The sequence below is a fragment of the Kaistia sp. MMO-174 genome (assembly GCF_037147815.1).
In the GTDB taxonomy this organism is placed as follows: Bacteria; Pseudomonadota; Alphaproteobacteria; order Rhizobiales; family Kaistiaceae; genus Kaistia; species Kaistia nematophila.
Genome location: NZ_JBBCUO010000006.1, coordinates 374,467 through 394,867, shown reverse-complemented (window position 1 = coordinate 394,867; position 20,401 = coordinate 374,467). Strand labels below are relative to the sequence as shown.

Genomic DNA, 20,401 nt, shown 5'->3' with positions numbered 1-20,401 from the left:
GTCATGATCCCAGGCGAATATATCCTCGAGGACGGCGACATCGAATACAATGTCGGCCGCGCCACCGTCACCCTCGACGTCGCCAATTCGGGCGACCGGCCGATCCAGGTCGGTTCGCACTACCATTTCTACGAAACCAATTCGGCGCTGAAGTTCGACCGCGACAAGGCGAAGGGCTTCCGCCTCAACATTCCGGCCGGCACCGCCGTCCGCTTCGAGCCGGGCCAGGCGCGCACGGTCGAGCTGGTCGCGCTTGCCGGCGACCGCGTCGTCTACGGCTTCAACGCCAAGGTCATGGGAAAGCTGGAGGTCTGAGATGGCGCGCATCACCCGCGAAAACTACGCCTCGCTCTATGGCCCGACCAAGGGCGACCGCGTCCGCCTCGCCGATACCGAGCTGGTGATCGAGATCGAGGAAGACCGCACCATCTATGGTGATGAGGTCACCTTCGGCGGCGGCAAGGTCATCCGCGACGGCATGGGCCAGAGCCAGAAGAACGCCGCCGAGGTCGCCGACCTGGTGATCACCAACGTGATCATCCTCGATCACTGGGGCATCATCAAAGCCGATGTCGGCATCAAGGATGGCCGCATCCAGGCGATCGGCAAGTCGGGCAATCCCGACATCCAGCCGGGCGTCGACATCATCATCGGCCCGGGCACCGACGTCATCGCCGGCGAAGGCAAGATCCTGACGGCCGGTGGCATCGACACCCACATCCACTTCATCGCGCCGCAGCAGGCCGAGGAAGCGCTGACGAGCGGGACGACCACGCTGGTCGGCGGCGGCACCGGCCCCTCGGTCGGCACGCTCGCCACCACCGTGACGCCCGGCCCCTGGTACATCCACCGCATGCTGGAGGCTACCGAGGCGCTGCCGATCAATGTCGGCCTGCTCGGCAAGGGCAACGCTTCCCTCCCCGAGCCGCTGCGCGAGCAGGTCCGCGCCGGCGTCATCGGGCTGAAGCTGCACGAAGACTGGGGCACCACCCCCGCCGCGATCGACAACTGCCTCTCGGTCGCCGACGAGATGGACGTGCAGGTCGCGCTCCACTCCGACACGCTGAACGAGAGCGGATTCGTCGCCGACACCTTCGCGGCGATGAAGGGCCGCGCCATCCACTCCTTCCACACGGAAGGCGCCGGCGGCGGCCACGCGCCGGACATCATCACGGCGGCGGGCCAGGAGAACATCCTGCCCTCCTCCACCAATCCGACGCGGCCCTACACGGTCAACACCATCGACGAGCATCTCGACATGCTGATGGTGTGCCACCATTTGAGCCCGCAGATCCCGGAAGACGTCGCCTTCGCCGAATCCCGCATCCGCAAGGAGACGATCGCGGCCGAGGACATCCTGCACGACCTCGGCGCCTTCTCGATGATGTCGTCGGACTCGCAGGCCATGGGCCGCATCGGCGAGACGACGCTTCGCTGCTGGCAGACCGCCCACAAGATGAAGGTGCAGCGCGGACCGCTGCCGGAAGACAGCGAGCGGAACGACAATTTCCGCTGCAAGCGCTACGTCGCCAAGTACACGATCAACCCGGCGATCACCCATGGCTTCGCCCATGAGATCGGCTCGATCGAGGTTGGCAAGCGCGCCGACCTGGTGCTGTGGAAGACCGCCTTTTTCGGCGTCAAGCCGTCGCTGGTGCTGCTCGGCGGCATGATCGCCACCGCGCCGATGGGCGATCCGAACGCCTCGATCTCGACGCCGCAGCCGGTGCACTACCGGCCGATGTACGGCGTGCTCGGCCGCGCCCGCGGCAAGACCGGCGTCACCTTCGTTTCGCAGGCGGCGCTCGACGACAATATCGGCGAGAAGCTGCAGCTGCAGAAGCAGCTGGTCGCGGTCAAGGGCACCCGCGGCGTGCGCAAGAAGGACATGATCCACAACACGCTGACGCCGAAGATCGAGGTCGATCCGCAGAACTACCAGGTGCGCATCGACGGCGAGCTGATCACCTGCGAGCCGGCGGAAAGCCTGCCGATGGCGCAGCGCTACTTCCTGTTCTGAGGAAGCACGCAGCAGCGGACAACAACCCCACCGGACCGGCGCTGTCCGGTGGGGTTTTTCTTGAACGAAACTCGTTCTCGGGGGAGAGAGACGTGGCCCAGGCAGATTTTCCGTTCCAGGACCGGTTCCGCGATCATCCGACGCTCGGCTTCGTCGACTGGTCGCTGCGCGGCATCGGCCAGGTGGTGTTCCAGAACAACCCGCTCTCGGGCCTGATCATCCTTCTGGCGCTGTTCTTCAACTCGTGGGTATACGGCGCGATCTGCATCCTCGGCGTCGTCGTGGCGACGGCGACGGCGATCGTGCTCAAGGCGGACAAGGGCCTGATCCGCGACGGCCTGTTCGGCTTCAACGGCGCCCTGGTCGGCCTGGCGCTCGTCGCCTTCACCAGCGCCGATTTTCGCACCGGCGCCGTGCCCTCGGTCGCCATGACCGTCTACATCGTCTTCGCCGCGGCGATGACCACCGTAGCCTTCTCGACCATCGCCACGCTGCTCGGCCCCCACAAGGTGGCGGCGCTGACCTCGCCCTTCGTGCTGGTCGGCTGGCTGTTCCTGTTCGCGGTGCTGAAGTTCGCGGCGATCGAGGCCGGCCCGCTGGCGAAGCCCGTCTCGCCCGACCAGTACGACGCCACGATCGCCTATGCCCTGCCCACCTGGTACATGGGCATCGGCAACGCCATCGGGCAGATCTTCTTCCAGGACAACTGGATCGCCGGCTACCTGATCGTGATCGGCATCGCCGTCAATTCGCGCATCTCGGCCGGCATGGCGCTGATCGGCGCGGCCGGCGCGGCGCTGGTCGCCGTCGTCTTCGGCGGCCCCGAGGGCGCGATCCGCGACGGCCTCTTCGGCTACAACGCGGCGCTGACCGCCATCGCCGTCGGCGGCTTCTTCCTGGTGCTGACCTGGCGCAGCTTCCTCTACACGCTGTTCGGCATCGTCCTGACGACCTGGCTCTGGGCCTCGGTCGCCATCTTCCTGAAACCGATCGGCATGCCGGTGTTGACCTCGACCTTCGTGCTCGTCACCTGGCTGCTCCTGATCGGGCAATACGGCTTCAAGGCACTGGTGCCGGTGCCGCCGGCCGAGGCGACCAATCCGGAGGACAATCTCCGCCGCTACAAGGCGGCGACGAGGTAGGCGCTTCCTTCTCCTCTGCCCGTGGGAGAGGTGAGACACTACGACCGGAACAGCCGCGAATACTGCGTCTCGTGCCAGGCGCTGGCCATCGCCATGGCGACGGAGACATTGCCGATCTCGTCGTCCCCGAGCGTGCGGGCCGTGGCGACGGCGCGCTCGATCACCGGCACGGCGTCGATCAGGATGCGCTGGCCGGCGGTATGGCCGAGCCTGACGAGACGCATCGCGGCGGCGACCTGGCCCTCGGCGATCGTCCACATCAGCCCCTTCAGCGCCGCGGCGGGCGCCACGCTCCAGTGATGCGCGGCGATGGCGAAGGCGGCCGGATAGGTCAGCGGCCGGCCCAGACAAGCTTGCGCCTTCGGCACGTCGAGATCGGCGAGCAGGGTGAGCAGCGCCTCGCCCATGCGACGGTCCTCGAGCTGCAGTTCGCGGCTCTCGCGCCCGGCGGCGAGCCAGGCGTCGGCATCGTCGAATGCTTGGGAATCGTCGCGGGAAAGCGCCTCGCTCATCCGCCAGAACAGCGCGCCGTCGAGCACGGCGAACGAGTTCTCCAGCGTGCCGTGGATCCAGTCCCGCGCGGAGGCCTCGTCCTTCACCCAGCCGCCCTCGGCGGCATATTCGAGGCCGCGCGAATAGGAGAACGCGCCGACCGGCAGGCTGGGGCTCACCAGCCGCAGCAGGTGCAGCGGGATCGTCTCGTCTTGGGTGCCTGTCATGCTCATCTCAGCCTGCAATCCAGAAGCCGGCGGGGCCGGTGCTCGCGAGATAGAGCGCGAGGAAATAGAACAGCACGACCATCGCATAGGTCTGGCCGTTGCCGGTATAGACCTGTCGGAAGGTCGCCGCGGTGGCAAGCGTGAAATCGGTGACGCCCTGCCAGAACAAGGTGGCGACCGGTGGCATCGCCTGCTCGATCACGCGGCGATAATAGGCGTAGAAGCGGGCGAGATTGCCGCTGCCCCTGAGGCCGCTGCGATAGACGGCCCAGGCGATGACGCCGAGCACGGCGGCAACGAGAACCGCGATGATCATCACCGGCGTCGGGTTCCAATAGCCGTAGATCGTGTAGAGCGACATGCCCTCCCAGACCAGCGTCGAGGCGAATTGCGGGTCGATCGCCGCCGAGACGGGGTCCATCAGCAGCTTCGGATAGAGCGACAGCACGAGGATGCCGACGACGAGCAGCGCCTGCGGCACCAGCAGCGCCAACGGCAGCTCGCGCACATTGGCCTGGCCCGCGACCCGCTTGCCGAGGAACAGGCCGGCGACGAGGCGGATCATATAGAGGAAGCCGAGGAAGGTGGCGAGGAGGCCGGCGGCGGCGAGGAAGTTCCAGCCCTTGTCGGTCATGGCCGAAAGCAGCAGCCACTTGCCGCCGAAGCCCATCAGCGGCGGCAGGCCGGACATCGAGACGATGGCCAGGAGGAACAGGACGAAGGTGACGGGCATGGCGCGGGCCAGGCCGCCGGTCTCGCCGAACTGGCGCGTGCCGGTGCGCAAGATGATGCCGGCGATGGCGAGGAACAGGATGCCCTTCACCATCATGTGGTTGGCGACGAGATAGAGCGCGGTGACCCAGCCGAGATGGCTCATCAGCGCGATCGCCGTGACGATGTAGCCGAGCTGACTCATGCTGGAGAAGGCGAGCAGGCGCTTGAAGTCGGTCTGCCGCAGCGCCAGCACGGCGCCGGCGATGGTCGTCAGCATGCCGACCCAGGCCATGCCATGCGCCAGTTCCAGCGCCGCCTGCGAGCGGATCGCCAGATAGGTGCCGGTCAGGAGGCCGAAGATCGCCACCTTGCTGACGACGGCCGAGAGCATGGCGGTAAAGTCGTCGTCTGCCTCCGAATAGGCGCCGGGCAGCCAGACATGCACGCCGATGGCGCCGGCCTTGATCAGGAAGCCGATGCCGAGCAGCACAAGCGCCGTGGTGGCGTCGGGCCCGGCCGTCATCAGCGCCGAAAGGCTGGTGGTGCCGCTGACCGAGGCGATGCCGGCGAAGCCGCCGAGCAGGCAGAAGGCGGAGACGAGCGAAAACAGCAGGAAGCTCAGCACATGCGGCCCGGCCCCCCTGCCCTTGGCGATCAGGAAGCAGGAGGCGAGCGTGATGATTTCCCAACTGAAGAAGAATTCGAGGCTGGTCGCCGAGCGCAGCAGCGCCGGGATCGACAGCAGCAGCACCGCCAGCATCGGGAAATAGCCGGGGCGCGCATCGTCGCGATAGAGACTGGCGGCCGCGATGACGAGGCTGCCGGCGAGTAGCAGCACGGCGAAGAGCCAGGCGATCCCGGTCGCGCTTTCGGCGAGCCACGAACCGACCAGCGCCACGGCGATGAGCATCAGCACGGCCTTGACCCGGCCGGGCAGCCGATCGAGCGCATAGAGCACGATGCCGGTGGCGAGCGGCGCGAAGATCCAGAGCGACGCCGCGCCCGAAAGCCGGGCGGCGACATAGCCGGAAATGGCGAGGAGCAGCGCGATGCCATAGACCGGCAGCAGCGCCACCGTATCCGGCCCGGCCTCGGCCTTCGCATCGGAAGGACGCATGGCGCGGACGAACCAGTGGAACATGTAGGCGGCTTCGAGCAGCGAGCCGGTCAGGATCACGGCGATCCAGGGCAACCGGCCGGCGCTCGCCAGCTGCAGCACCAGTTCCCACTTGGCCCAGAAGCCGGGGAATGGCGGCAGGCCGGCGATCGCGACCAGAAACATGGCGAGCAGCGCCAGCAGCAGCGGCCGGCCTGAAAGGCTGGTGCGCGCGTCGACATCGTCCTGCCTCAGCACGCCGGCGAGCCAGAACAGGCCCGCCTTGGCGAGCAGGTGGTTGACGAACAGGCCGCCGACGACGAGCGGGATCGAGGCCGTGGCGCCGATCTCGGTCAAAAGCGCCAGCGCCAGCATCATCAGGCCCATCTGGCTGATCGACGAATAGCCGAGCAGGCGCTGCACCTTGGTCTGCTTGCAGCCGATCAGGTTGGAGAACAGGAAGCTGACGCCGCCGGAAACCGCGATGATGCCAAGCTGGTCCTGGAACAGCGGCAGAAGCTTCATCAGCGCGAAGAACACGCCGGCAGAGACTCCGACCGAGACCATCGAGGCGACGCCGCTCGGCGCGGTTTCATAGACGTCGAGGCCCCAGCCATTGGCCGGGAACGGCTTCAGCTCGAGGATCAGGCAGGCGAGCACCATCACGAGCGCCGCGGCGCCGATCGGCCCGGTGATCTGGGCGCGCGCCTCGATCAGCGCGTCGATGTTGAGCGTGCCGGTGACGTAATAGAGCAGCACCGTGCCGAGCAGGAACAGCGTCGAGGCGATCACCGTCGCCATGATGTACTTGAACGCCGCCGCCATCGCGGCCGCGCTGCGCTCCAGGCTGAGCAGGCCATAGGTGGCGATCGAGACAATCTCCAGAAAGACGAAGAGATTGAACAGGTCGCGAGTCATCACCATGCCATCTATGCCCATCACCAGGATGAGATAGAGCAGCAGCGCGCCGTAATTGCCCTTGAGGCGATCCCAGAGATGCAGCGCGCCGAGCAGGCCGACGAGATTGACGCCGAAGGTGAAGAAGCCTTCCCAGATGCCGAAGCGCAGGTTGATCGACAACGGCGGCGCGCCGACGGCGGTCAGCACCTCGATGGTCGGCCCGCCCTGCAGCAGGCCGAGGAACGAGACGCCGCTGACGGCGACGATGCCGGCGAGCGCGACGAAGAAGCCGGCATGCAGCCACGGCTTGCCGAGCCGGTAGAGCAGCGGAATGACGAAGCCGCCGCCGAGGCCGAGCAGGAAGATGTTCAGCGGGTGGAAGAGCGCGTCTACCATTTCGACTCCGTGAACGCGTCGATGGAGAGCGTCTTCTTGGCGGCGTAGAGGCGGATGGCGAAGCCGAGCATGATGGCGGTCACCGCGAAGCCGATGACGATCGCCGTCACCACCAGCGCCGACGGGATCGGGTCGATGGCGCGGCTCACCGCCTCGACCTTGCTCAACGCGCTGTCGATGATCGGCGCGGTGCCGGCGGTGATGTAGCCGGTCGCGACCATGACGAGGCGCAGGCCTGTATCGAACACGGTGAAGCAGATGATGATCCGCATGATGTTGCGGTGGGTCAGCATGCCCCAGAGGCCGATCAGCGCCAGGCCGAAGCCGGTGACCAGCAGGATGGTGGAAATGGGTAGGCCTGTCGTCATGTCCCGTTCCCCCGCTCAGCTTCTGAAGCGGTCGATGATGACGCTGAGCTCGGCGCCGACCTTGATGCCGAGCAGCGCCGAGATGAGCGGGATGGCGCCGGCGCTGATGAAAGCGCCGAATTCGCCCTTGGGCAGGAAGCGCGGATCGAGGAAGCCGCCGGCCAGGATCAGGCCCAGTATGCCGAGGCCGACATAGAAGACGCCGGCGAAGGATTCGATGATCGAGAGCAGCGCGACATTGAGCGTCGAGCCCGGCCGCGCCAGAAGCATCAGCATGACGCCGGAGGCGACGATGGCGCCGCCCTGGAAGCCGCCGCCGGCCGAGAGATGGCCGTTGACGATGACATAGGCGCCGAAGGTGAAGATCAGCGGCAGCAGCACCTCGGTGCCGGTGCGGACGATCTCGCTCGGCTCGCGGCGCGGCGCCTCGTCGTCGTCGCTCGCGCTTTCCACGGACTTGGCGGCCTTGGCGCCGGCGCTCGCGATCCTGGCGCTCTCGACTTTGCTTTCGGCATTGGCCTTCGCCGCCGCGCTCCGCGCCGCCGCGGCCTTGGCCGCCTCGGTCTTGGGCAGCAACGATTTCGCGCTCGACGGCGCCCGCTTGGCGGCGGTCGTCTTCGCGATCGCGGCCCTGGCCGGCGCGTCGTCCTTCTTCAGCAGCAGGCCGATGCTGGCGGCGACCATGAACAGCACGGCGACCTCGCCGAGCGTGTCGAAGCCGCGATAGGTGATCAGGATACCGGTGATGATGTTGGGCGTGCCGAGTTCGACCGGCGCGCGCGTCACATATTGCTCGGCGAGCGGCCGCAGCGCTTCGAGCTCGACATAGACGCCGGTCATGCGGGCGAAGATCAGCCCGAACAGCACGACGATGATGGCGACGAATACATGCCGCATCATGACCGCTTCCTCCGCCCGGCGCCCTTGGCGGCGGGCTTCGCCGCGCCGTCGCCGCCCTCTGCTTCGGCCAGCGCATCGGTGATCGTCGACCCCGCCATCGGGGTGCGGATGCGATAGGCGGCGCGCGACAGCGCATGCGACGAGATCGGGTTGGTCATCAGCACGAAGTAGATCGCGAGGATCAGCTTGAAGGTCCAGCCGGGGTGGTAGAAGGCGAGGCCGGCGAGGACGAGGATGTTGCCGAGCGTCGTCGCCTTGGTGCCGGCCTGGATGCGGGTATAGGCGTCCGGCATGCGCAGGAGGCCGACGCCGGCCGAAAACAGGAAGACGGCGCCGAGCAGGATGAGCAGGCTGCCGATCAGTTCGATCATCGCTCAGCCCTTCCCGTTGCCGGTCTTGCGGATGGCGTAGAGGAAGATGAAGGTGGCGAGGCCGCAGCCGATCGCCGCCTCCGCCATCGCCACGTCGGGCGCGGCGAGCAGCAGGAACGATACGGCGGCGAACAGGCTAGCCAGGCTCGACGCCACCATGGCCGGCAGGACGTCCTTCAGGCAGACGGCGAGCACGCCGCTGACGAGGATGCTGGCGCAGACGAGCAGAAGCAGGAACTCGAGCACGTCAGAGCCCCTTTTCCAGGAAGCGCGCGATCGCCAGCACCGCCAGGAAGCTGAGCAGGCCGTAGACCAGCGCGACGTCGATATAGACGAAGCGGCCGGATACATGCGCGTAGAGGGCGATCAGCGAGATCGAGATGACGGTGAGCATGTCGACGGCGACGATGCGGTCGACCAGCGTCCTGCCGAGGACGAGCCGGATCACGCCGCAGAGGATGGCGAGGAAGATCAGGACCGCCGCGATCTGGATGATGATGTCAGCCAAAGACCTTCTCCAGATGCGCCTCGAACGGGCCGGCCAATGCCTCGGTCGCCTTGTCGATGTCGGTGGTCTGGACGTCGAGCCAGTGGATGAACAGCGTCTCGTCCTCGATATCCATCACCAGCGAGCCCGGCGTCAGCGCGATGGTGTTGGCGAGCGCCAGCCGGCCGAGCGGCGATTTCAGCCGGGTGCGGATGCGGACGATGCCGGGCCTGATGTCGATGCGCGGCGAATAGACGATCCGCATCATCGCGATGTTGGCCTTGACCAGCTCGACGAGGAACGTGCCGCTATAGGCGAGGAAATGATAGAAGCCGGTCGGCGTCCAGCGGATCCGGCGCCAGGCGTCGCTCGTCGAGGTAAAGACATAGGCGAGGCCGAAGGTGATGATGGCGCCGAGGATGGCGACCTCGATCGCCAGCGTCGAATTGGCGATCATCCAGACCGCGAACAGCACCAGCCACAGGCTGAGCAGTCCCTGCGGGGCAAAGGATTTCCGGCTATCCTGATCCACGATCTCACCCCCGGGCAACAAGGCCGACTCTAGATTGCGGCAAGGTCCAAATCAATTCGCGCGCCATGCTGGAGACGAGGCGCCATTCATTTTATGCTAAGTGTGACAAATATTTAGGGAGGAGCGGCCATGCAGCGCGTGACGGTGACCATCGACGACGACCTGCTGGAGGAGATCGATGCGCTTTGCGAGCGCAAGGGATACCAGAGCCGGTCCGAGGCGCTGCGCGACATCATCCGTTCGGAGTTCTCGCGCGCCCAGGCCGCCGAGGCCCGTTCGGCAGCCGGCGCGGACGAGATCTGCCATGCGACGCTGACCTATGTCTACAACCACGAGACACGGGCGCTGGCGAGCCGGCTGACCACCAGCCACCACCACCATTCCGACATGTCGATCTCGACCACCCATGTCCATATCGACCATGACAATTGCCTCGAGGTCTCGATCCTGCGCGGCACGGTCGACAAGCTGCAGGCCTTCGCCGACAGCGTGATCAGCCAGCGCGGCGTCCGCCACGGCGCGCTGCACATCATGCCGGTCGAACATGCCGAGCCGGCCGAGGGCCACACCCACCGCTACCATGACCATGGCGACCAAGATCACGGGCACGGACATGGCCATCATCATCACGATCATGGTCATGGGCACGACCAGGACCCCAACCACGACTAAAGCTTCTCTTCCGGGTGATCGGCCTTGCGCCACTGGATCGCCGTGATCACCGGCGCCAGCACCGAGGCGACGATGCCGGCGGCGAAGCCGTTGTTGTAGAGATTGAGCCCGCCATGCAGCACGCCGACCGACTGCGCGGCGGAGGAGTGCACGAAGCCGGCGACGATGCCCCAGTGCCAACCGAAGCGGCCGGCGATCGGCGCCAGCGTCGTGCCGAACAGGGCCGCCAGCACGATCGACGGATCGGAGACGCCCCAGGGCTTGGCGAGCGAGCCGATGAAGACGCCGGCCATGATCGGCACCACGTTCTTCGGGTGCTTGCCATAGGCGGCGAAGCCGACGATCGTGAAGATCGCGCCAATGACGGGGCCGTTCAGGTCGCCGCCGATGGCGAGCACATAGACCATGCCGATGGCGCCCGAGATGCCCATGTTGACCAGCGTCGGCGCGATGCCGACCTTCGCCACGAAGTCGCTCGGCGACTGGCCGGTCAGCGCGATGATCTCCTTCATCTTCCAGAGCGCCGCGCGGTCGAGATAGAGCCCGCCAGCGATCAGGCCGAGGAAGAGCACGCTCAGGAACGAACCGAGCAGGAGATTGTTGCCGGTGGTCCAGATGAACACCGGGTCCGGCACGAAGCCGTAGGACTTGTAGATGGCGACGACCAGCGTGCCGACGATGCCGGCCGTGAATCCCATATTGTAGAGGCTGAAGCCCATATGGGCCTTGAAGAGCTGCGCCGCCGCGGCGGGCAGCACGAAGCCCATCAGCAGCCCGGTGGCGATGCCGAGCGGCAGGCCGACCGTGATCGGAATGGCGGTCGAGAACAGGATCTCGGAGAAAACAGGCGCCAGCGCGCAGCCGAAGAAGGCCGTGTTGATATGGGCGGAGAAGTCTTCCTGCTTGTAGAGCGCGTAGAGATAGACGCCACCGATGATCGGCCAGATGTTGACGAGGTTCTTGCCGAAGAGACCAAAGCCCAGCACGAGCATCAGGCACGCGATCGAGGCGCCGCCGATCTTCGCGCCGACGAGGCGGTAGATGCCGGCCGAAACCAGCGTCAGCAGGCCGGCATTGACGAAGGCGCCGCCCATACCGCCAACGCCGATATAGTCGGTGATGAGCGTGTCGCGGACGAGCAGGATCTTGACGACGCCGGAGACGACCTCGCCCGGCGGCGAGACCAGAAAGCCGAAGATGACAAAGACGGCGGCCACGGCGGCCACGATACCGAGCAGCGCTCCGTCCGACAGCTCCGGCACCGCCCCCTGCGCCGCGACATTCGTCTCACTCATGACCCGTTCCCCGTTGCCGCGCCGGCAAGCGCCCGGCGAGGCGCCCGCCGATAGCATGGCGAACCCGCCGCGAGAATGAAAACCTGCGCGCGGGCGCCGTTTGAGAGACAGGGTGAACAGTCGGGGGACGCGCGGTCAAGCCGCCGCCATCCCGGCAGCGATGCGCAAAGCCTCAGTGCCCGCCGACGCCAACCTCGATCTCGCCGCCGGCGTCATGCTCGAAATGCACATGCGCGTGGCTGTGGCTGTGGGCGTGCTGGTGCACTTGGCCGCGATGGCTGCGGCCGTCCTTGAGCAGCAGCGCGCAGGTGGCGAAGCGGGCCATGAAATGCGCGTCATGCGCGACGATGATCATCGCCTGCGGCAGCGCGTCGAGGATGGCGCTGAGGCGGGCATAGGCGTCCGGATCGAGTCCCACGGTGGGCTCGTCCAGCAGCAGCACTTCCGGCTGCATCGCCAGCACGGCGGCGATCGAGACCAGCCGCTTCTCGCCGCCGGAGAGGCGGTGCGTGATCCGCTCGGCGAGGTGGCCGAGTTCGAGCGAGCGCAGGGTCGCCCGCGCCGTCTCGTAGGCCTCCTCGCGCGACTGGCCGAGATTGAGCGGGCCGAAGGCGACGTCCTCGATCACCGTCGGGCAGAAGAGCTGGTCGTCGGCATCCTGGAACACCAGTCCCGCGCGCACCCGCACGGCGCGGAAATCCGCCTCGCTGCGACGGATCTCGCCAAAGGCCTCGACCGTGCCGGCGCGGGCCGGGATAAAGCCGGTGACGACGTGCAGCAGCGTGCTCTTGCCGGCGCCATTCGCGCCCAGCAGCACCATGCGCTCGCCGGGATAGAGCGCGAGGTCGACGCCGTCGAGCACCGGCTTGGCGGCGGCATAGCCGGCGACGATGCCGGAAAGGCGGAGAAGCGGCGCGGGCGCGGTCATGAGAACTCCAGCCAGGCGAGCGCGATCAGGAGCACCGGCCAGAAGAGGATAAAAAGATGGTCCGCCCGCTCCAGCCGGCGCTGGACGAAGGCCGGAAAGCGGCCGCAAAAGCCACGCGCGCGCATGGCCCAGGCGACCCGCTCCGATCGCTCGGCGCTGCGCAGCACCAGCATGCCGAGCAGATGACCGAGGCTGCGCCAGCTATGGCGATTGCTGCCGGCGCGAAAGCCGCGCGCCCGCATCGCGCGGCGGAGCCGCGCATATTCCTCGTGGAAGACGGCGACGTATCGCACCGTCAATTGGAACAGATGCGCGATGCGCAGCGGGATGCCGATGCCGCTCATGGCGCCGGCAAGCCGCATCGTCCCCATGGTCGAGAGCAGCGCCGCCGCCATCAGCACGCCGGCATTGACCCGGACGATGATGACGATCGCCCGGCGCAGCCCCTCCTCCGACACCGGCAGGCCGAACAGGCTGAACACCGCATGGCCCGGCATGGTCAGCGGCAGGGTCAAAAGCAGGAACAGCAGAAAGCCTTCGACCGCCGTCAGCCTGCGCAGCGTCGGCTTGAGCGGCAGGCGGGCGAAGACGGCGACGGCGAGCGCGGCGAGCACGGCCGCCACCAGCGCCGCGGCCGAATGCAGGAGCGCCAGCAGCGCCAGGAAGGTGATCGCGGCGGCGAGGCGGACGCGCGGATCGATCGAGGCGAGCGGACCAACATCGCGGTTTTCCGCGAAGATGGCGGCGGCGCTCGCCTTGCCGCTCATGACCGGCGATCCTTGGCGGGGCGGCGCGATTTCAGGAACGCGACCAGACCGAAGATGCCGACGATGTAGCCGATGCCGCCGACGATGTCCTGGATCCGCAGGGCGGACTGCAGCGCATCGATCTGGGCGGCGAGCGGCGCGACCTTGCGGGCGACAGCGATTTCGAGATCGGCCATCGGCACGCTCGGCGCGACGGCGGCGACGACCGGGGCGGAACTGTCCGAAGCGGGCATGGCGGCCGGCGCGGCGACGGGCGACGATGGCGGGGCGGGATCGAGCTCGGATTCCGCGACGGTGAAGCGCGCGACATGCCCGTCCTCGGCGTCGACGGTGACTGTGATGTCGCCGCTGCCGGAAGCCGGCAGCGCAAACTTGCCGTCCGGGCCGGTCTTGCCGCTCTGCAGCAGCTTGTCGGCCTTGTCGCGCAGCGTGACGTCGATGCCGGCGGCGGGGCCGCTGCCGACGAAATAGGCCTCGCCCTCGATGCTGCTGCCGATGGCGGAGGCGAACACCTTCAGCCGGTGCGCCGAGGCAGGCCCGGCCGCCGCGAGAAGCGCCGCCGTCGCCAGCAGGGCCAAGCGGCCGGCCCGCAGCGGATCAGGACGAAACGGCAATCCGTCCTCCCCGCCGCATGGCGCGCGCCGCCAGCATGTCCGGACTGACGCGGGCGAGGAAGCCGCAGGCGAAGCCGGTGATGATGGCCTCGCCGACCAGGAGCGGCCCATAGGAGAGCAGCACGATCCGGGCCGACAGCGTGTAGCTGGTATCGCTCAGGGTCAGCGCCAGCGCCACCATCAGGGCGGTGCTCGCGACCGAGAGCGCCGCCACGACGGCGCCCACCCAGGCGGCGCGGCGCGGCGTGGCGTCAACCAGCAGCGGTCCGAACAGCACCGCCCAGAGCACGCCAGGCAGTGCGATGTTCATCGTGTTGACGCCGAGCGTGGTGAGGCCGCCGAAGCCGAAGAAGACGGCCTGCATCACCAGCCCGACGAACACGGCCGGCACGGCGGCCCAGCCGATGACAAGCCCCATCAGCCCCGACAGCAGCAGATGCACGCTGGTCGGCCCGACGGCAACGCTGATCAGGCTGGCGACGAAGAACAGCGCCGCCAGCACGGCGACGCGCGGCAGCCTGTCCTCGTCGAGCGATTTCAGCGCATAGCCAAGCGACGCGGCCGTCACGACGCCGCCGCCGACCAGCACCGGCACCGAGAGCACGCCATCCGGGATATGGGCCATGCTGGATGCTCCGTGGCGCTATTTCATGTCCCGGGCCTGGACCCAGATCAGGCCGCCGAGCTCGACCGGCATCGGCTTGCCGTCCGGATCGGGCAACTGGTAGTCGGCGTCGACCAGCGCGGCGAAGCCCCACCAGCCGGCGCGCGGCATGGCGTAGTGGAAGACGCCCTGCCCGTCGGCCTTGACCACCTGGGTGACGAAGGCATCCGCCGGCGCGGTGACGGAGCCATCATTGACCCACTCGACCTCGATTTCAGCGAACGGCACCGGCTCGCCGTTGCGGCGCACGACGCCGCTGAAGAGATTGCCGGTCCACAGGCCATTCGGGCGCACCAGCGGCTCGATCTCGACGGGAAAGCCGACCGGCCGGTCCCAGTCCGAGCCCCAGCCAAACGCATCGACGACGACCTTGGCGTAGTGGATGATCGACTTGCCCTCGGCCGGCTCCCAATAGGGCTTCGGCTCGACGAAGAAGGTGTAGGCGCCCGGCTTGGCCGGCTTGTAGCTCGCCCTCCAGGCCGACTTGCCGTCGCGCGGCGCCTCGACCAGCGTGCCGAGCAGGTCGGTCTCGCCAGCCGACGTGACGACGCCGAAGCGCGCCGGCTTCGCCATGTCCATGGTCGGGCCGCGATCCATCGGATGGGTGAAGACCAAATCGAGCGCCAGCTCCTTGTCCTCCGCGCCGAAATTGTCGGTCGAGGGCAGGATTTCCTGGAAATGGGCCTGAGCCGCAGCGGCTGGAAGAAGTATTACTGCCGCAAGCGCCGCAACTCGAATGAACCGCACGTCCCAATCCCCGCATGGCATGGCAACTCATGTGAGGAGTGGATCAGAACATCATACGCGTCAAGCGCGCCATGCACGTTTTCGTTCGCATGGAGCGTGTTTCTACAACCGGCTCTCGTCAGTACGAAACCTGCATGCCGAGTTGCACGGCGTGGCTGTCCTCGCCGGAAGAGAAGCGGCCGGCATAGTTCACGAAGCCGCTGGCGCCATAGGTCACGCCGAAATCGAAGCCGGCGTCGACGGTCGCGGCATCCCTGGCGAGGCCGACGCCGGCGATCTCGAACTTGTCGCTGCCGGCGAAGGCCATACCGATCGTCGGCGTGGCATCGGAGAGCGAATGCGACCAGGCGACGGCGACGCGCGGCTTGATCCAGAGGCCGTTGTCCAGCGCGAAGCGATGGCTGGCGCGCAGGCCGAGCGTGGTGACACAGCCGGACAGGTCGCCGCCCGACGAACTCAGATCGGCGTCGCCGGCGCCATCCTCGGTGAAGCCGTCGAGATCGGTGCGGGCGCAGCCGAGCCCTGCCATCGGCTCGACCTCGCTGGCGCCGAAGCGCACGACATAGCCGAGCTCGGCGAAGGCCTGCGCCGTCCAGCCGTCATAGCTGCTCTTCGCCGTGCCGGAGAGCGAGGAGACGTTGATGTGCCGCTCGACGTCGAGCTGGTGCAGCGCCATGGCGACGCCGCCACGAACCCGCAGCGCGTCGTAGTTCCACTGGCCATAGCCGGCCAGGATGAAGGATTGCAGGTCGGCCGAGCTGTCGCGGTCGTCGAGCGAGATCTTGCCCTTGTCCATGCCGGCGGCGATGCCGACGCGAACATTCTCCGTGGTGCGGTCGATGCCGGCCATGACGCCGGCCGAATTGCGCGAGCCGCCGGCGGCATTGCCGTCGCCATCGAAATCCGAGCGCTGGCCATAGCCGCTCAGCCACGGCGTATAGCCCTCGACCCAGCCGGAATTGCGCATCCGGTTCAGCAGCGTCGTCCGCGTCTGCTCGCTCTGCGCCTGCAGCGTGCCGAGCGCGGTGGCGTGGATCTCGCCGGAGAGATTGTCGAAGGCTTGGCGCGCCGTCGCCACCTCGAGCGGCAACACCGCGTCATAGACGGCATTGCCGGAGCCGAGCTGTTCCACCGCCCCGCCCGTCGCCTTCTGGTTCGGCGTCGCGCCGACCGAGGCGAAGGTGGTGTCGTTGCGATCGAGCGTCAGGCTGATCATCTGCGTCGTCTGGTCGAGCGTCGGATCGAGGAAGGCGTAGTCGGAAAGCGTATTGCCGAAGGTGCCGGTGATCGTGCCGGTCGCCGAGAGGATGGTGTAGGAGGTGCCGACCTGCAGCGGCACCGACGAAATCGCCAGCTTCAGCGTGCTGCCGTCGATATCGACGTCGCCCTCGACGGCGACCTGGCTCATGCCATTGGCCGTGACGGTGGTCGTCAGCGTTGCCGTCGCTTGCAGCGCGAGGTTGCCCTTGATGGTGATGGTGCCGGCGGGGTTGGCGGCATTGCCGCCGGAGAGGATGCCGGCCACCGTGGTGGCGCCGACCGTGCCGATGCCGGACAGCGTGCCGTTGGCGCCGACGACAACCGAGGAATCCGCGATACTGCCATCGACCTGCAGCGTGCCGCCGGTGATCGTCGTCGTGCCCTGGTAGCTGTTGTCGGCGGTGAGCGCCAGGGTGCCGGAGCCAAACTTGTTCAGCCCGCCCTCGCCCGAGATCATGCCGGAAAACACCGTCGAGGTGCCGTCACCGCCAACCGAGAGCTCGCTCGTCGCCGCGTTCAGCGTCACCGCGCCGGCACCAGCCAGCGAGCCGATCGTCGCCTTGAAGCCGGCGAGATCCAGCGTAGCGCCGGCGGCGATAGTGAAAGCCGATTTTTCCGCCAGCGCGTCGTCGGCCGCCGCCTGCAGCGTGCCTTCCTGCACCTCGGTGCGGCCGGTATAGAGGCTGACGCCGCCGAGGCTGAGCGTGCCGGTGCCGACCTTGACCAGCGAACCGCCCGTGCCGCCGCCGATGCCGCCATCCTCGATGACGCCGTCGACGGTGGTCGAGAGATTGCCGCTGCCGACGGTCAGCACCTTGCCGCCGAGGCGGAAGGTGCCGGCGCCCTCGATCGTGCCGACCGAGATGCCGCTGGTGACCTGCGAGAAGTCGACCGTCGCGCCCTGGTCGGCGATCAGATAGGCGGTCCCGCCGGAAGCGTTGCCGGCGAAGGTGGTAAGCCCGCCGCCGCCCGTAGTGATCTGGGCCTCGCCGGCAGAGCTTGAACCGGAAAAGGCGAGCGTGCCGGCATTGTTGATCGTCGACTGCGCCGCCGTGCTGTCGCCGGAGAAGGCGATCGCCGAGCCGAGATTGTTGATCAGGTCGGAACTGCCGGCCGAGCTCGAGCCGGAGAACGATACCGAGCCGCTATTGCCGATGCGCGAACTGCCGGCCGTGCTGGTCTCGGTGAAGACGATCGAGCCGCCTTCATTGTTGGCGACGAAGCCGGTGCCCGCGGTGCTGGAGCCCTTGAACGTCACCTGGCCGCTGTTCGAGAGCAGCGCCACGGCGTCGAGCGAGGCCTGCTCGGAGAAGATGATGGCGCCGGTGGCGTTGTTGGTCAGCGTCGCGATGCCGGCCCGGCTGCTGCCGGAGAAATTGACAATGCCGCTATTGTTGAGCGAGGCGCTCGAAAGCGTGCTGGCGTCGAGGAAATCGACCACGCCGGTGGTGTTGTTGGTGATCTCGGCCGCATCGGCGCTGGAAGCGTCGGTGAATTCCATCTTGCCGTTGACGGTCAGCTTCGCGGTGCCGGCCGTGCTGTCGTCGGCGAAGGTCAGCGTGCCGCTGGCATTGGTGACGAAGGTGGCGCCGCCGGCCGTCGATGAACCGCTGAACAAAGTCGTGCCGTTGTTGGTCACCTTGGCCGTGCCGGCCGTCGCCGTGCCGCTAAAACCCAACGAGGCGCCGCCATTGTTGACGATGGTCGAATTGCCGGCCGTGCTGTTGTCGCCGAAGGAGAGGCTGCCGGTGCCGTTGTTGGTCAGGATCGCGTCGGCGGCGGTGCTGTCGTCGTAGAAATAGCTCGAGCCGCCGGAATTGGTGATGATATTGGCCTGGTCGGCGGTGCTGGTGTCGTTGAAGCGGACGCTATCGCCGTCATTCGCGGTGATCTGCTCCGAGCCGGCCGATTCGCTGCCGTTGAACTCGCGGACGGAAGCCGCCTGCACCGAGACCGGCAGCGCGAGGCCGATCCAGAGCGGCGCGCAGCCGAGCGCCAGGCGGCGCAGGCGCGCCGCGCGGCGGGCGGCCGCAAGGCGATCCGCTGCATCCCGCCCTGAACTCTGATCTCGTCGCCCAACCATGTCGTCGCCCCGCATCGCTTCCCGGGACACGAACCGCCTCGAAACGGCATCCGGGCCCCCGACGATAGGTGACGCGAGACGACTTAAACTATGGTTAACAATTGGTTGCCCGTCCCCGCCGATCGACGCGCGGTGGACTTTTTCGGTTCGCGGGCGGCGCGGCTAGGCGGCGCGGACCGATCCGGCCGGCCGGAAGCGGGCCGTCGCCGCGTCCTCCCGATAGGCCGAGGCGGCGGACGGGTCGCGCGCCAGCGCATCGACGGAACGGATGATGAAATCCGCCTTGGCGTCGTCGAGCAGGAAGCTGAAATTCAGCCGCACCCAGCCCGGCTTCTCGATCTCGCGGCCGGCTGCGATCCCGGCGCGGATGGCGTCAGAGGCGTCCTCGTCGATGCCGAGCAGGCGATGCGCATAGGGCCCGGCGCAGGCGCAGCCGCCGCGGGCCTGGATGCCGAAGCCATCGCTCAGCATGCGGGTGAAGAGCTGGTGATGGACGAAGCCGCCCTTCCCGTCGCCGACCCGCATCGAGAAGATCGGCAGGCGCTGCGCCTTGTCGACGCCGAGCAGCTGCAGCCCCGGATTGCGCTCCCAGACGGCCAGCGCCCGCGCGTTCAGCTCGCGATGCCGGCGGTCGATGAAATCCTGGCCGATCGCATCCTTGACCAGGAAGGCGAGCGCGGCGCGGATGTCGCCGATGACGTTCGGCGTCCCCGCCTCCTCGCGCGCGGAGAGATCCTGCACGTAGTCGTGCCGCCAGGGCGAGACGAAGCTGACGGTGCCGCCGCCCGGCCAGCTCGGCGCCTGCCGTTCGACGGCGGATTTCCGCACGACGAGAATGCCGGACGCGCCGGGTCCGCCGACGAACTTGTGCGGCGACAGCACGATCGCGTCCTTCTCCAGACCGGCCGCCGGCGCCATCCGCATCGCGAGATAGGGACCGCCGCCGGCATAGTCCCAGACCGCCAGCGCCCCATGGCGCTTCAGGATGGCGGTGACGGCGTCGGTGTCGGTCAGGATGCCGGTCACGTTGGAGGCGGCCGAGAAGGCGCCGATGCGCAGCCGCCTGTCGCCGGTCCGCGCCAACGCCGCCTCCAGCTCGGCGAGATCGGGGCCGCCCGCCGGCGCCTCGGCGATCTCGATCACCTCGGCGCCGCTCTCGCGCCAGGGCAGGATGTTGGAGTGATGCTCATACGGTCCGACCAGCACCAGCGGCGCCTCGCCGCGCCGCGCCGCCTCGGCGACGCCGAACAGGCTCACAAGCCGGTTGATCCCAGCGGTGGCGCCAGAGCCGGTGAAGATCACGGTGCAGCCCGCATCGGCGCCGACGAGACCCGCGATGACAGCACGCGCCTCGCGCCGCATCCGCGTCATCGCCGAACCGCAATAGGAGGCCTCGGTGTGGCTGTTGGCGTAGAAGGGCAGCACCTCTTCCATGACGAAGTTCTCGACCTGGCGCAGCGCCCGGCCCGAGGCGACGTAGTCGGCATAGACAAGCGGCTTCGGACCGAACGGGCCCTCGATAGGCCGCCCCTCGCCGATCAGCCCGGCGCGGAGGTCCCGCACCGGATCGTCGCCGGCGAGGCCGGCGCGGAAACGCGACAGCGGCGTCGCACCGTCGACTTCAATCGTGTTGCGATCGCCACTCATGTCCGCGTGCCTTCCTCGACTGGGGCGCCGTCGACGGCGAGGCGCCGGGCGGTCAGCGATCGCTACATTCCCACCTCCG

20 protein-coding genes are annotated in these 20,401 nt (G+C 67.7%); 4 read left to right on the top strand and 16 right to left on the bottom strand.

Annotated features, from left to right (window positions below):
* The first annotated feature begins 3 nt into the window (after positions 1 to 3).
* The 3 genes from WFK98_RS22865 to WFK98_RS22855 all read left to right on the top strand — a co-directional run bounded on the left by WFK98_RS22865 (position 4) and on the right by WFK98_RS22855 (position 3,162).
* Positions 4 to 315, top strand: coding sequence for an urease subunit beta (locus WFK98_RS22865; protein WP_266341027.1), 312 nt, complete (start codon positions 4 to 6; stop codon positions 313 to 315).
* A gap of 1 nt (position 316) precedes the next feature.
* Positions 317 to 2,020, top strand: a complete 1,704-nt coding sequence (gene ureC, locus WFK98_RS22860; protein ID WP_266341028.1) for an urease subunit alpha — start codon at positions 317 to 319, stop codon at positions 2,018 to 2,020.
* Between the two features lie 92 nt (positions 2,021 to 2,112).
* Positions 2,113 to 3,162, top strand: a complete 1,050-nt coding sequence (locus WFK98_RS22855; protein ID WP_336801909.1) for an urea transporter — start codon at positions 2,113 to 2,115, stop codon at positions 3,160 to 3,162.
* 38 nt (positions 3,163 to 3,200) lie between these two features.
* Here WFK98_RS22855 and WFK98_RS22850 read toward each other — a convergent pair whose 3' ends face one another.
* From WFK98_RS22850 to WFK98_RS22815, 8 genes are read right to left on the bottom strand one after another with little or no spacing between them, the layout of a single operon-like run.
* On the bottom strand, positions 3,201 to 3,887 hold the full coding sequence (locus WFK98_RS22850; RefSeq protein WP_442907470.1) for an urease accessory protein UreF: 687 nt from the start codon (positions 3,885 to 3,887) through the stop codon (positions 3,201 to 3,203).
* 1 nt (position 3,888) lies between these two features.
* Positions 3,889 to 6,987 (bottom strand): complex I subunit 5 family protein, encoded by a 3,099-nt coding sequence (locus WFK98_RS22845; protein ID WP_336801907.1) that lies wholly within the window; start codon positions 6,985 to 6,987, stop codon positions 3,889 to 3,891.
* The gene (locus WFK98_RS22840) at positions 6,981 to 7,355 is read right to left on the bottom strand and encodes a sodium:proton antiporter (protein ID WP_266341032.1); all 375 of its coding nucleotides are present in this window, start codon (positions 7,353 to 7,355) and stop codon (positions 6,981 to 6,983) included. Before WFK98_RS22840 ends, WFK98_RS22845 begins: the two co-directional genes overlap by 7 nt.
* Positions 7,356 to 7,370: 15 nt before the next feature.
* On the bottom strand, positions 7,371 to 8,255 hold the full coding sequence (gene mbhE / locus WFK98_RS22835; RefSeq protein ID WP_336801906.1) for a hydrogen gas-evolving membrane-bound hydrogenase subunit E: 885 nt from the start codon (positions 8,253 to 8,255) through the stop codon (positions 7,371 to 7,373).
* Complete coding sequence (mnhG, locus tag WFK98_RS22830; protein WP_266341034.1) at positions 8,252 to 8,626, bottom strand: monovalent cation/H(+) antiporter subunit G; 375 nt, start codon at positions 8,624 to 8,626, stop codon at positions 8,252 to 8,254. The genes mbhE and mnhG overlap by 4 nt, the downstream gene beginning before the upstream one ends.
* Before the next feature lie 3 nt (positions 8,627 to 8,629).
* On the bottom strand, positions 8,630 to 8,872 hold the full coding sequence (locus WFK98_RS22825; protein ID WP_266341035.1) for a hydrogenase subunit MbhD domain-containing protein: 243 nt from the start codon (positions 8,870 to 8,872) through the stop codon (positions 8,630 to 8,632).
* A gap of 1 nt (position 8,873) precedes the next feature.
* Entirely contained in the window at positions 8,874 to 9,134 is a 261-nt protein-coding gene (locus WFK98_RS22820; RefSeq protein WP_266341036.1) for a monovalent cation/H+ antiporter complex subunit F, read from the bottom strand.
* Positions 9,127 to 9,645, bottom strand: a complete 519-nt coding sequence (locus WFK98_RS22815) for a Na+/H+ antiporter subunit E (protein WP_336801905.1) — start codon at positions 9,643 to 9,645, stop codon at positions 9,127 to 9,129. Before WFK98_RS22815 ends, WFK98_RS22820 begins: the two co-directional genes overlap by 8 nt.
* 129 nt (positions 9,646 to 9,774) lie before the next feature.
* Between WFK98_RS22815 and nikR the strand changes: the two genes are divergently transcribed.
* Positions 9,775 to 10,317, top strand: a complete 543-nt coding sequence (gene nikR, locus WFK98_RS22810) for a nickel-responsive transcriptional regulator NikR (protein WP_336801904.1) — start codon at positions 9,775 to 9,777, stop codon at positions 10,315 to 10,317.
* Here the strand turns inward: nikR and WFK98_RS22805 are convergent.
* From WFK98_RS22805 to WFK98_RS22770, 8 genes are all read right to left on the bottom strand, one after another.
* Positions 10,314 to 11,612, bottom strand: a complete 1,299-nt coding sequence (locus tag WFK98_RS22805) for a DUF1576 domain-containing protein (protein ID WP_336801903.1) — start codon at positions 11,610 to 11,612, stop codon at positions 10,314 to 10,316. The genes nikR and WFK98_RS22805 overlap by 4 nt on opposite strands.
* A gap of 172 nt (positions 11,613 to 11,784) precedes the next feature.
* Entirely contained in the window at positions 11,785 to 12,540 is a 756-nt protein-coding gene (locus tag WFK98_RS22800; protein WP_336801902.1) for an energy-coupling factor ABC transporter ATP-binding protein, read from the bottom strand.
* Positions 12,537 to 13,307 (bottom strand): cobalt ECF transporter T component CbiQ, encoded by a 771-nt coding sequence (gene cbiQ, locus WFK98_RS22795; protein ID WP_336801901.1) that lies wholly within the window; start codon positions 13,305 to 13,307, stop codon positions 12,537 to 12,539. Before cbiQ ends, WFK98_RS22800 begins: the two co-directional genes overlap by 4 nt.
* Complete coding sequence (locus WFK98_RS22790; RefSeq protein ID WP_336801900.1) at positions 13,304 to 13,921, bottom strand: cobalamin biosynthesis protein CbiL; 618 nt, start codon at positions 13,919 to 13,921, stop codon at positions 13,304 to 13,306. Before WFK98_RS22790 ends, cbiQ begins: the two co-directional genes overlap by 4 nt.
* Positions 13,905 to 14,546, bottom strand: a complete 642-nt coding sequence (cbiM, locus tag WFK98_RS22785; protein ID WP_336801899.1) for a cobalt transporter CbiM — start codon at positions 14,544 to 14,546, stop codon at positions 13,905 to 13,907. The genes WFK98_RS22790 and cbiM overlap by 17 nt, the downstream gene beginning before the upstream one ends.
* Before the next feature lie 18 nt (positions 14,547 to 14,564).
* Positions 14,565 to 15,323, bottom strand: coding sequence for a DUF4198 domain-containing protein (locus WFK98_RS22780; RefSeq protein WP_442907476.1), 759 nt, complete (start codon positions 15,321 to 15,323; stop codon positions 14,565 to 14,567).
* A gap of 127 nt (positions 15,324 to 15,450) precedes the next feature.
* Positions 15,451 to 18,675 (bottom strand): autotransporter outer membrane beta-barrel domain-containing protein, encoded by a 3,225-nt coding sequence (locus WFK98_RS22775; RefSeq protein ID WP_336801897.1) that lies wholly within the window; start codon positions 18,673 to 18,675, stop codon positions 15,451 to 15,453.
* A gap of 162 nt (positions 18,676 to 18,837) precedes the next feature.
* Positions 18,838 to 20,322: an aminotransferase class V-fold PLP-dependent enzyme gene (locus WFK98_RS22770; RefSeq protein ID WP_336801896.1), complete on the bottom strand. Its 1,485-nt coding sequence runs from the start codon at positions 20,320 to 20,322 to the stop codon at positions 18,838 to 18,840.
* Between the last annotated feature and the right edge of the window lie 79 nt (positions 20,323 to 20,401).